This is a genomic window from Kitasatospora sp. NPDC093806 (assembly GCF_040683335.1).
Taxonomy (GTDB): domain Bacteria; phylum Actinomycetota; class Actinomycetes; order Streptomycetales; family Streptomycetaceae; genus Kitasatospora.
Genome location: NZ_JBFBDO010000120.1, coordinates 11,019 through 23,951 on the forward strand (window position 1 = coordinate 11,019; position 12,933 = coordinate 23,951).

Below are 12,933 nucleotides of genomic sequence, written 5' to 3' on the forward strand. Positions count from 1 at the left end.
GACGGTGCTGGTGACGGGCGGTACGGGTGCGCTGGGCGGTCATGTGGCGCGCTGGCTGGCGGGTCAGGGTGCCGAGCACCTGCTGCTGGTCAGCCGGCGCGGCTCGCAGGCGCCGGGCGCCGACGACCTGGCCGCGGAGCTGTCCGCGCTGGGTGCCAAGGTGACCGTCGCGGCCTGCGACATCGCCGACCGTGCCGCGCTCGCCGCCCTCCTGGACGGCATCCCGGCCGAGCACCCGCTCACCGCCGTCTTCCACACCGCCGCCGTCCTGGACGACGGGGTCCTCGATTCCCTCACCGTCGAGCAGATGGCGCGGGTGGCCCGGGTGAAGGCCGACGCGGCGCTGCACCTGGACGAGCTGACGCGGAGCCGGGACCTGGACGCCTTCGTGCTGTTCTCGGCACTGGCCGGTACCTTCGCCGCGTCGGGCCAGGGCAACTACGCGCCCGGGAACGCCTTCCTCGACGCGCTCGCGGAGCAGCGCCGCCACGACGGCTTCGCCGCGACCTCGATCGCCTGGGGCGTCTGGGGCGGGGCGGGCATGGCCGACGGCACGGCGGTCGGCGAGGTGGCCCGCCGGCACGGGATCCCCGCGATGGACCCCGACCTCGCGGTCGCGGCCATGAAGCAGGCCCTCGACCGGGACGAGACCTTCCTGGCCATCGCGGACATCGACTGGCCCCGGTTCGCCGTGGCGTACACCGCGACCCGGCCGAGCGCCTTCCTCGGCGAGCTTCCGGAGGTCCGGGAGATCACCGCCGGCGCGGGCCGGGACGAGCAGGCGACCGGCGCCGCCGAGGCGCTGCTGGAGCGGCTCGCGGGGAAGAGCGCCGAGGAGCAGGTCCGCCTGCTGGCCGACCTGGTGCGGGACCACGTGGCGGCGGTGCTCGGACACGGCTCGGCCGACAGCATCGACCGGAAGCGGGCGTTCAAGGACCTGGGCTTCGACTCGGTCGTGGCGGTCGAGCTCCGCAACCGGCTGACCGCCGCCACCGGGCTGCGGCTGCCGGCGAGTCTCGTCTTCGACTACCCGACGTCGGTCCGGCTGGCGGAGCACCTGCACCGCGGGCTCGTCCGCCAGGAGGACGACGGGGCGCTGGAGGAGCGCGCGCTGGCCCAGGTGAGCGGGGTGGAGGAGCTGCTGGCCCGGACCGCGGCGCACGAGGACGTGCACGCGACGGTGCTGGCGCAGCTCGAAGAGGTTCTGGAGAGGTACCGGAGCGCGGGCCGTCCCGCGGAGCGGCCCGATCTCGGAGCGGCGACGGCCGACCAGCTGTTCGCCATGCTCAACCGCGATTTCGGCAAGTCGTGATCAGCAGCAGCACTTTGGCATTTTCCGCGAACGGGGAGAGGGATTTCTGATGAGCAACGAGAACGAGCTGCTGAGCCACCTGCAGTGGGCCACGGCGGAGCTGTACAAGTACCGCGAGCGGGCGACCCTCGCGGAGCAGCGGGAGCGTGAGCCGATCGCGATCATCGGCATGAGCTGCCGCTACCCGGGCGGCGTGCGCTCGCCCGAGGACCTGTGGCGGCTGGTCGCCGACGGGGTCGACGGACTGACGCCCTTCCCGGAGGACCGGGGCTGGGACGTCGACGGCCTGTACGACCCGGACCCCGACACCTCGGGCGCCGCGTACGTCCGCAACGGCGGGTTCCTCGACTCGGTGGCCGAGTTCGACGCGGACTTCTTCGGGATCTCGCCGCGTGAGGCGCTGGCGATGGATCCGCAGCAGCGCCTGCTGCTGGAGACCTCCTGGGAGGTGCTGGAGCGCGCGGGCTTCGACCCGGAGTCGCTGCGGGGCAGCCGGACCGGTGTGTTCGCCGGCACCAACGGCCAGGACTACGCGGCGCTCGCCCAAGGCGACCCGAGCCAGCTGGAGGGGTACTTCGTCACCGGCAACACGGCCGCCGTGGTGTCGGGCCGGCTGTCGTACGCGCTGGGCCTGGAGGGCCCGGCGGTGACGGTCGACACGGCGTGCTCGTCCTCGCTGGTGGCGCTGCACCTGGCGGCGCAGGCGCTGCGCGCGGGTGAGTGCGACCTGGCGCTGGCCGGTGGTGTGACGGTGATGTCGACGCCGGGTGCGTTCGTGGAGTTCTCGCGTCAGCGCGGTCTCGCGGCGGACGGCCGCTGCAAGGCGTTCGCGGACGCGGCGGACGGGACCGGCCTGGGCGAGGGCGTCGGGCTGCTGCTGGTGGAGCGGCTGTCGGACGCGGTGGCGAAGGGGCACAACGTCCTTGCAGTGGTGCGGGGTTCGGCGGTGAACCAGGACGGTGCGTCGAACGGTCTGACCGCCCCGAACGGTCCCTCGCAGCAGCGGGTGATCCGGCAGGCGCTGGCCAACGCCGGGCTGTCCGTGACGGATGTGGACGCGGTGGAGGCGCACGGCACCGGCACCCGGCTGGGTGACCCGATCGAGGCGCAGGCACTGCTGGAGACGTACGGGCAGGGCCGGGACGCCGAACGTCCGCTGTGGCTGGGCTCGTTGAAGTCGAACATCGGCCACGCGCAGGCGGCTGCGGGTGTGGCCGGTGTGATCAAGATGGTGATGGCGATGCGGGAGGGCGTGCTGCCGCGCACCCTGCACGTGGACGAGCCGTCGAAGGAGGTCGACTGGTCGGCCGGCGCCGTCGAACTGCTGACGGAGGAGCGGGCCTGGCCCGAGGTCGACCGCGTCCGGCGGGCGGGCGTGTCGTCGTTCGGCGTGAGCGGGACGAACGCGCACGTGATCCTGGAGCAGCCGGAGGCGGCCGCACCGGCCGTCGAGGAAGCCGTGGCCACGCTTCCGGCGGTGCCGGTGGTGCTGTCGGGCAAGTCCGTGGAGGCGCTGCGCGGCCAGGCGGCCGCGCTGCTGGAGCGGCTCGGAGCGGATCCCGAACTCGACCTCCTGGGCGCCGGGTTCTCGCTGGCGACGTCGCGCTCGGTGTTCGACCGCCGGGCCGTCGTCGTGGCCGGTGACCGTGATGAACTCATCTCCGGTCTCGGCGAGTTGACTTCGAACGGGGTCCTGTCGAGCGGTCTTGCCACCGGTGCCGCTGAGGGTGCGGTGTTCGTGTTCCCGGGGCAGGGGTCGCAGTGGCTGGGGATGGCGGCCGAACTGCTGGACGCTTCTTCGGTGTTCGCGTCGCGGATGGCGGAGTGCGAGCGGGCGCTGAGTGGCCTGGTGGACTGGTCGCTGACCGAGGTCCTGCGCTCCGAGGATGAGGCGTGGCTGGGCCGGGTCGACGTCGTGCAGCCGGTGCTGTGGGCGGTGATGGTCTCCCTGGCCGAGGTGTGGCGCTCGTTCGGCGTCGAGCCGGCCGCCGTGCTGGGGCATTCGCAGGGTGAGATCGCGGCTGCCGTTGTCGCGGGCGGTCTGTCCTTGGAGGACGGCGCCCGGGTGGTGGTCCTGCGGTCGCGGGCGATCGGGCGTGAACTCGCCGGTTCGGGCGGGATGGTGTCCGTCGCGGTCTCCGTGGACGGGGTGCGGGACCTGCTCCTGGAGTGGGCCGGTGAGGGCGTCTCCGTCGCTGCGGTGAACGGCGCGGCCTCGACCGTCGTGTCGGGTCCGGCGGAGCTGCTGGAGGCGTTCACTGTCTGGTGCGAGGAGCGTGAGGTCCGGGTCCGGCGCATTCCGGTGGACTACGCCTCGCACTCCTCGATGGTGGAGGTCCTGCGCGAGGGCCTGGCCCACGATCTGGCCGGCATCACGCCGCTGACGGGCACCGTCCCGTTCTGGTCGACCGTCACGGGCGGTTTCCTGGACACCTCCGCCCTCGACGCCGGGTACTGGTACACGAACCTGCGCCAGACCGTGGAGTTCCGCGACGGCGTCGAAGGACTCCTCGCCGCCGGTCACGGCCTGTTCGTCGAGGTGAGCTCCCACCCGGTGCTCGTCCCGGCGATCGAGGAGGTCATCGGCGAGCACGGCCCCGACGTCCAGGCCGCCGCCGTGGGCACCTTGCGCCGTGGTGAGGGCGGCCTCGCCCGCCTGACGGCGTCCCTCGGGCAGGCCTTCGTCCACGGCGCCCCCGTCACCTGGCCGGCCCTGTTCGAGGGCACGGGTGCCCGCCGCGTCGACCTGCCCACCTACGCCTTCCAGCACGACCGCTTCTGGCTGGACGTGCCCCTGCGTGCGGACGCCGCGCCCGTCGACCCCGCCGACGAAGAGTTCTGGCAGGCCGTCGAGAGCGAGGACCTGGCGGCCCTGATCGCCGCGCTCCAGGCGGGTGACGGGCTGGACGAGTCGCTGCGGGAAGTCCTGCCGGTGCTGTCGACCTACCGTCGGCGTCGGCACGAGAACTCCGTCGCCGACTCCTGGCGCTACGGGGTCTCGTGGCGCCCGTTGCCGCAGCGCGCGGTATCTGCTCCGGCACCGCTGTCCGGCGACTGGCTCCTCGTCGTCCCGAGCGGCCTCGCGGACGCGGACGCCGCATGGGCCGACGCCTTGGCGAAGTCGCTGGGGCTGGCGGACCCCGCCCGGGTCGTCGAGGTGGACGCCCTCGGCACCGACCGTGCGCGGCTGGCCGAGCGGCTGGCCGGTATCGGTGAGGCGGCCGGTGTGCTGTCGTTGCTGGCGTTGGACGAGCGGGCCGCCGCTGACGGTCAGCTGGCCGCCGGGGTGGCGGGGACGCTGCTGTTGGTGCAGGCACTGGGCGACGCGGGTGTGGCGGCTCCGGTGTGGGCCGTGACGCGTGGTGCGGTGTCGGTGGGCGTGGGGGACCGGGTGCTGAGCCCGGTGCAGGCGCAGGTGTGGGGTCTGGGCCGGGTGGCGGCGTTGGAGCACCCGGAGCTGTGGGGTGGACTGGTCGACCTGCCGGAGGAGCTTGACGCGGCGGTGCTGGGCCGGCTGTCCGCCGTGCTCGCCGGGCCCGGGGTCGAGGACCAGGTGGCGCTCCGGGCATCGGGGGTGTTCGGCCGTCGGCTGACGCGTGCGGTGGCCGGCGGGGCGGGGGCCGTGCGGGAGTGGCGGCCGTCGGGGACGGTGCTGGTGACGGGCGGTACGGGTGCGCTGGGCGGTCATGTGGCGCGCTGGCTGGCGGGTCAGGGTGCCGAGCACCTGCTGCTGGTCAGCCGCCGCGGTTCGCAGGCGCCGGGCGCCGACGACCTGGCCGCGGAGCTGTCCGCGCTGGGCGCCGAGGTGACCATCGCGGCCTGCGACGTCGCCGACCGCGACGCGCTCGCCGCCGTCCTCGGCACCGTCCCCGCCGAGCACCCGCTCACCGCCGTCTTCCACACCGCCGGGAGCGGCGGGTCGGCCCTGATGGCCGACAGCTCCCCGGCGGACCTGGTCGCCACCGCGCCCGCGAAGATTGCGGGTGCGGTGAACCTGGACGCGCTGCTGCACGACGCCGAACTGGAGGCGTTCGTCCTCTTTTCCTCGAACGCCGGGACCTGGGGCAGCCGCGGCCGGTCCGCCTACGCCGCGGCGACGGCCTACCTGGACGCGCTCGCGCAGCGCCGCCGGGACCGCGGCGTGGCGGCGACCTCGGTCGCCTGGGGCGTCTGGGGCGGGGCGGGCGCGGCGGACGATCCGGAGATCGGCGAGGTGGCCCGACGGCACGGCGTGCCGGTGATGGACCCGGACACGGCCCTGGCCGCCCTCCGGCGGACGCTGGCGGCCGACGACACCTGCACCGCGGTCGCGGACGTCGACTGGCCGCGGTTCACCGTGGCCTTCACCGCGAACCGGGGGAGCGCCTTCCTCGGCGACCTGCCCGAGGTGAAGGAGGCCCTCGCGGCCCAGCAGGCCGAACCGGCCGGCACCGAGACCGGCGCGGCCCCCGCGCCCCTGGTCCGGCGGCTGCTGACGATGAACGCGGCCGACCAGAAGCGCCACCTGCTGGAGCTGGTCCGGGCGCACGTCGCCGTGGTGCTCCGGCACGGGTCGGCGCAGGCGATCGAGGAGCGGCGGGCCTTCCGGGACCTCGGCTTCGACTCGGTCACCGCCGTCGAACTCCGCAACCGTCTCAACGCCGAGACCGGGCTGCGCCTGTCGCCCACCACGGCCTTCGACTACCCGACCGCCGACGTGCTGGCCGAGCACCTGCGCCGGGAACTGGTCGGCGAGCAGGAGGCGGCCGCCGGGGCGCCCGTCGTGCGCGTGGCGGCGGTGGACGACGAGCCGATCGCGATCGTCGGGATGAGCTGCCGCTTCCCCGGTGGGGTGCGTTCCCCCGAGGACCTGTGGCGCCTGGTGGCCGGTCACGTCGACGCGGTCTCCGGCCTGCCCACCGACCGGGGCTGGGACGTCGAGAGCCTGTACGACGAGGACCCGGACGCGGTCGGGAAGCTGTACTCCGTCGAGGGCGGCTTCCTGTACGACGCGGGCGAGTTCGACCCGGCGTTCTTCGGCATCGCCCCCCGTGAGGCGCGGGCGATGGACCCGCAGCAGCGGCTGCTGCTGGAGACCTCGTGGGAGGTCTTCGAGCGGGCCGGCATCGACCCGCACAGCCTGCACGGCAGCCAGACCGGCGTCTTCGTCGGCACCAACGGCCAGGACTACACCATGGTCCAGGCGAAGGCCTGGGAGGAGTCGGAGAACTACGTCCTGACGGGCGGCTCCGCCAGCGTGCTCTCCGGCCGGATCGCCTACACCTTCGGGCTGGAGGGACCGTCCGTGTCGATCGACACGGCCTGCTCCTCCTCGCTGGTGGCGCTGCACATGGCCTGCCAGGCGCTGCGGTCGGGCGAGTGCGAGCTCGCGGTGGCCGGCGGTGCCACCGTGATGGCGACCCCCGCGCTGTTCGTGGCCTTCTCCCGGCAGCAGGGGCTGGCGCGGGACGGCCGGTCCAAGGCGTTCGCCGCCGCCGCCGACGGCGCGGGCATGAGCGAGGGCGCCGGCGTGCTGCTCCTGGAGCGGCTGTCCGACGCGCGGCGCAACGGCCGGAACATCCTCGCGGTGGTCCGCGGCTCCGCCGTGAACCAGGACGGCGCCTCCAACGGCCTGACGGCGCCGAACGGCCCGTCCCAGCAGCGGGTGATCCGCCAGGCGCTGACCAACGCCGGGCTGACCACCGCGGACGTCGACGTCGTCGAGGCGCACGGGACCGGCACCCGGCTGGGCGACCCGATCGAGGCCCAGGCCGTGCTGGCCACCTACGGCCGGGACCGGGACGCCGAACAGCCGCTGTGGCTGGGCTCGTTGAAGTCGAACCTCGGCCACACCCAGGCGGCTGCCGGCGTGGCCGGCGTGATCAAGATGGTGATGGCGATGCGGCACGGCACGATGCCGATGTCCCTGCACATCGACGCGCCGACGCCGGACGTGGACTGGTCGGCGGGTGCGGTGGAGCTGCTGACCGAGGACCGGCCGTGGCCCGCGGACGAGCGCCCGCGCCGCGCGGGTGTGTCCGCGTTCGGCGTGAGCGGGACCAACGCCCACGTCATCCTGGAGGGCGTGGTCGTCGAGGAGACGGCCCCGGTGGCCGAGCCGTCCGCGCCGTCCGCGCCGTCCGAGTCGTCCGAGCCGTCCGGGCCGTCCGCGCCGTCCGAGCTGGCCGGGCCGTCCGAGCCCGGGGACCAGGAGGCCCCCGGCGAGGAGGCCGCCCGGCTCCCCTGGGTGCTGTCCGCGAAGAGCGACGCGGCCCTGCGCCGGCAGGCGGCCGAGCTCGGGAAGCACCTCGACGCCCACCCGGACGCCCGTCCCGCCGACATCGGCCACACGCTGGTCGCCGCGCGCTCGCTGTTCGACCACCGGGCCGTCGTGCTCGGCGGCGGGCTCGACGAGTTCCGGGAGGGGCTGGACGCCCTCGTCGCCGGCCGGAACGCCGCGAACGTCACCAAGGCGCAGGCCGGCGCCGCCGGCCGTCCCGTCTTCGTCTTCCCCGGACAGGGCTCCCAGTGGGCCGGCATGGCGGCCGGTCTGCTGGACTCCTCCCCGGCGTTCCGCGAGAGCGTGCTCGCCTGCGACGAGGCCCTGTCCGAGTTCGTCGACTGGTCGGTCCTCGACGTCCTCCGGGACGTTCCCGGCGCGCCGCCGATCAGCCGGGTCGACGTCCTCCAGCCCGCCCTGTTCACCATGATGGTCTCGCTGGCCGCGGTGTGGCGCTCCCACGGCGTCGAACCCGCCGCCGTGGTGGGGCACTCGCAGGGCGAGGTGGCCGCCGCCGTCGTCGCGGGGGGCCTGTCCCTGCGGGACGGCGCCCGGGTGGTGGCCCTGCGCAGCAAGGCCTGGCTGGGCCTGGTCGGCCGGGGCGCCATGCTGTCGGTGACCCTGCCCGCGGAGCAGGCCGAGGCGAGGATCGGCGACCGCGCCGACCGGATCGGCGTGGCCGCCGTGAACAGCCCGAACTCGGTGGCGCTGTCCGGTGACCCCGAGACGCTCGGCGAGGTCCTCGCCGAACTGCTCGCCGACGAGGTGACGGCCCGGTGGATCCCGGGCGTCGACACCGCCGGCCACTCGCCGCAGGTCGACGGCCTGCGCGAGCAGCTGCTCGCGGCGCTGGCCCCGGTCGAGCCGCGCAGCTCGGACATCCCGTTCTACTCCACGGTGACCGGCGGCCTGTTCGACACGAGCGGTCTGGACACCGAGTACTGGTACCGGAACATGCGCATGCCGGTCGCGTTCCAGCAGGCCGTGGCGGCGTTGCTGGACTCCCACCACGGCGCGTTCGTCGAGGTCAACCCGCACCCCCTGCTGGCCTTCTCGATCCACGACAACGCCGCGTCCCACCCGGTCGGCGAGGCCGGGGTGCGGGTCGTCGCGACGCTGCGCCGGGACGACGGCGGCCCGCGCCGCGTGCTGGACGCCCTGGCCGACGCGCACACCCAGGGCCTGGCCGTCGACTGGCGGCCGGCGTTCGCCGGGACCGGTGCCCGCACGACGGACCTGCCGACCTACGCCTTCCAGCGCGATCGCTACTGGCTGGAGCCGACGGCGCCCGCCGAGGAGACCCGCGCCACCGGTGCGGCCGACGGCATCGACACGGAGTTCTGGAGCGCGGTCGAGGCCGCCGACCTGACCTCGCTCGCCGCCGCGCTGAACCTGGAGGGCGAGCAACGGAAGTCCCTCGCGGACGTCGCCCCCGCCCTGTCGGCGCTGCGCCGCCGCCAGCGGGAGAACGCCGCCGTGGACTCGTGGCGCTACCGGATCGACTGGCGGCCCCTGGACGCCCGGGGCGGCGCCGCGCCGTCCGGCCCGTCCGGCCGCTGGCTGGTGCTGGTACCCGCCGGCACCACCTGGGCGGACCCGTGGGCCGGGGCCCTGCGTGCCGCCGGCGCGCAGACCGAGGTGATCGCGGTCGACCCCGCCACCACGACCCGGGAGGCCCTGGCCGCGGAACTGGCCTCGATCGGCGCCGCCGACGGGGCCGGGGCCGGGGACGGGGCCGGAGACGGGGTCGGGGTCGGGGTCGCGGACCTCGACGGGGTGCTGTCCTTCCTCGGCGCCGACGAGCGACCCGCCGGGGCCGACGAGCGGCTGCCCGCGGGCCTGCTCGCCACCGTCGCGACCGTCCAGGCGCTCGGCGACCTCGGCGTCTCCGCCCCCCTGTGGGTGGCCACCCGCGGAGCGGTCGGGGTGGGCGCCGCCGACCGGCTGCGCAGCGCAGCCCAGGCCCAGGTGTGGGGCATGGGACGGGTCGCGGCACTGGAGCACCCGGACCGCTGGGGCGGTCTGATCGACCTGCCGGAGGGCGCCGGGGACCGCGAACTGGCGGCGTTCACCGCCGTCCTGGCCGCCCCGGGCGGCGAGGACCAGGTGGCCGTGCGGCCGGCCGGGGCCTTCGCCCGCCGCCTCGTCCGGACGCCGCAGCGCCGGGACGAGCCCGCCGCGCGGTGGGAGCCGCGCGGGACGGTCCTGATCACCGGCGGCGCCGGCGGCGCCGGGGAGCGGGTCGCCCGCTGGGCGGCCGCCCGGGGAGCCGAGCACCTGCTGCTGCTCAGCCGCCGGGGCGCCGACGCGCCGGGGGCCGCCGAGCTCACGGCCGACCTGACCGCCCTGGGCGCCCGGGTCACGTTCGCCGCCTGCGACGTCGCCGACCGCGAGGCACTGCGACTGGTCCTGGAGGAGCGGATCCCCGCCGAGCACCCGCTGACCGCGGTCGTGCACACGGCCGCCGTACTGGACGACGGCATCCTCGACGGCCTGACCGCCGAGCGGTTCGGCCGGGTCCTGGCGCCGAAGGCGATCGGCGCGCGGAACCTGGACGAGCTCACCCGGCACCTGGAGCCGTCCGTGTTCGTGCTGTTCTCCTCGCTCGGCGGCACCGTCGCCTCGTCCGGCCAGGCCAACTACGCGGCGGCGAACGCCTACCTGGACGCCCTCGCCGAACAGCGCCGGGACCAGGGCCTGCCCGCCACCTCCGTCGCCTGGGGCAACTGGGGCAGCGACGGTCTGACCGCGAGCGAGGAGATGCAGCGCCACCTGCGGCGCCACGGCATGTCGGCGATGGAGCCGGCGCTGGCGATCGCCGCCCTGGAAGGGGCCGTGGAGCACGGCGAGGCCACGGTGACGGTCGCGGACATCGACTGGGAGCGGTTCCTGCCCCGGTTCACCTCGGCCCGCCCCAGCCGGCTGGTCGAGGAACTGCCCGAGGTCCGGCGGCTCGCGGGCGCCGGCACCGGCGCGGGCGCGGCGGGGACGGGCGGCACCGGCGGCGACCAGCCGCTCGCCCAGCGGCTGGCGGCGCTGCCGGCGGCCGACCGGGCGGCGGCCCTCCTGGACGTCGTCCGGGCCCAGGTCGCCGAGGTCCTGGGGCACGCCTCGGGAGACGCCGTCGAGGAACGGGTCGCGTTCAAGGACATGGGCTTCGACTCGCTGACCGCGGTCCAGCTGCGCAACCAGCTGAGCGCCGCGACGGGTGTGCAACTGCCCGCGACGCTGGTCTTCGACCACCCCAATCCGGCGGTCCTCGCCGGCCACCTCCGCTCCCGCCTGTTCGCGACGGAGGAGAGCGCGGACTCGGCGGTCCTGGCCCGGCTGGACGAGGCCGACTCGGCCCTCAGCGCGCTGTTGGCCGCCGAGTTCGACGGCAAGAAGGTCGAGGAGCGGCTGCAGGCCCTCCTGGTGAAGCTGCGTGAAGCAGGAAACGGGGACGGAGAGGACTCCGCCGCCGACCGGTTCGAGTCGGCCACCGATGACGACGACCTGTTCGACCTCATCGGCGAGCGGTTCGGGATCTCCTGAACCCCGTCCCACCCCGCTCCCTGCCAGTACAGATGATGGAGAAGTCCCCCATGGGAAACGAAGAGAAGCTCCGCTACTTCCTGAAGCGGGTCAGCACCGAGCTGGAGGAGACCCGGCTGAAGGTGCGCGAGTTGGAGGACGGCGCCCACGAGCCGATCGCGATCGTGGGCATGTCCTGCCGCTACCCGGGCGGCGTGCGCTCGCCCGAGGACCTGTGGCGGCTGGTCGCCGACGGCACGGACGCCATGTCGGAGCTCCCGGCCGACCGCGGCTGGGACGTTGACGGCCTCTACGACCCCGACCCGGAGGCCGAGGGCAAGTTCTACGTCCGCGAGGGCGGCTTCCTCTACGACATCGGGGATTTTGACCCCGGGTTCTTCGGGATCTCGCCGCGTGAGGCGGCGGCGATGGACCCGCAGCAGCGGCTGCTGCTGGAGGCCTCCTGGGAGGCCTTCGAACGGGCCGGCATCGACCCGACGGCGCTCGGCGGCAGCCGGACCGGGGTGTTCACGGGCACCAACGGCCAGGACTACAGCATGGTGCTGGTCGACGCGATCGAGGAGGCCCAGAACTACCTGATCACCGGCACGGCCGCGAGCGTGATGTCGGGCCGGGTGTCGTACGTGCTGGGCCTGGAGGGCCCGGCGGTGACGGTCGACACGGCCTGCTCGTCCTCGCTGGTCGCCCTGCACCTCGCCGTCCAGGCGCTGCGCGCCGGTGAGTGCGACCTCGCCCTCGCCGGCGGCGTGTCGGTGATGTCCACCCCCGCCCTGTTCGTGGGCTTCTCCCGGCAGCGCGGCATGGCGGGCAACGGCCGGTGCAAGGCCTTCGCGGACGCGGCGGACGGCACCGGCTGGGGCGAGGGCGTCGGTATGCTGCTTGTGGAGCGGCTGTCCGACGCGGTGGCGAACGGTCACGACGTCCTGGCGGTGGTGCGTGGTTCGGCGGTCAACCAGGACGGCGCGTCGAACGGTCTGACCGCGCCGAACGGTCCGTCGCAGCAGCGGGTGATCCGGCAGGCGCTGGCCAACGCGCGGCTGTCGGCCGGGGACGTCGACGCGGTCGAGGGCCACGGGACGGGGACCAGGCTGGGTGACCCGATCGAGGCGCAGGCGCTGCTGGAGACGTACGGGCAGGGCCGGGACGCCGAACGTCCGCTGTGGCTGGGGTCGTTGAAGTCCAACATCGGTCACACCCAGGCGGCTGCCGGTGTGGCGGGTGTGATCAAGATGGTGATGGCGATGCGGGAGGGCGCCCTTCCGCAGACCCTGCACGTGGACGAGCCGTCGAAGGAGGTCGACTGGTCGGCCGGCACCGTCGAGCTGCTGACCGAGGGTCGGGCGTGGCCGCAGGCGGACCGCGTCCGGCGGGCGGGTGTGTCGTCGTTCGGTGTGAGCGGGACCAACGCGCACGTGATCCTGGAGCAGGCGCCGGTGCCCGCCGACGAGGCCGTCGGCGAGGCCACGGTCGCGCTTCCCGCGGTGCCGGTGGTGCTGTCGGGCAAGTCCGTCGAGGCGGTGCGGGACCAGGCCGCGGCTCTGCTGGAGCGGGTGCGCGGGGGTGAGGCGCGGGCGTTGGACGTGGCGTTCTCGCTGGCGACCTCGCGTTCGGCGTTCGACCACCGGGCGGCGGTGGTGGCGGCCGATCGTGAGGAGCTGCTGTCCCGTCTTGGCGAGCTGGTCTCGGGGTCGGTCGCGGTTTCGTCGCCGAGCACCGGGCGTCTCGGTCTGGTCTTCTCGGGTCAGGGTTCGCAGTGGCCGGGGATGGGCCGGGAGTTGAGCGCCTTCCCAGTGTTCGCCCGGGCATACGAGGAGGTGTGTGCGGAGCT

Annotated in this window: 3 protein-coding genes; all 3 read left to right on the forward strand. The window is 74.7% G+C overall.

The genetic code is table 11. The features are described 5' to 3' along the window. Positions 1-1,312: SDR family NAD(P)-dependent oxidoreductase (locus tag AB0N76_RS34215; RefSeq protein WP_363563966.1), on the forward strand; the 1,312-nt coding region annotated here is incomplete at its 5' end. A gap of 49 nt (positions 1,313-1,361) precedes the next feature. Next, a complete protein-coding gene (locus AB0N76_RS34220; RefSeq protein ID WP_363563968.1) occupies positions 1,362-11,105 on the forward strand; it encodes a type I polyketide synthase in 9,744 nt (3,247 codons plus the stop codon). A gap of 50 nt (positions 11,106-11,155) precedes the next feature. Then, the coding region (locus AB0N76_RS34225) for a type I polyketide synthase (protein ID WP_363563970.1) at positions 11,156-12,933 on the forward strand (1,778 nt) is incomplete at its 3' end.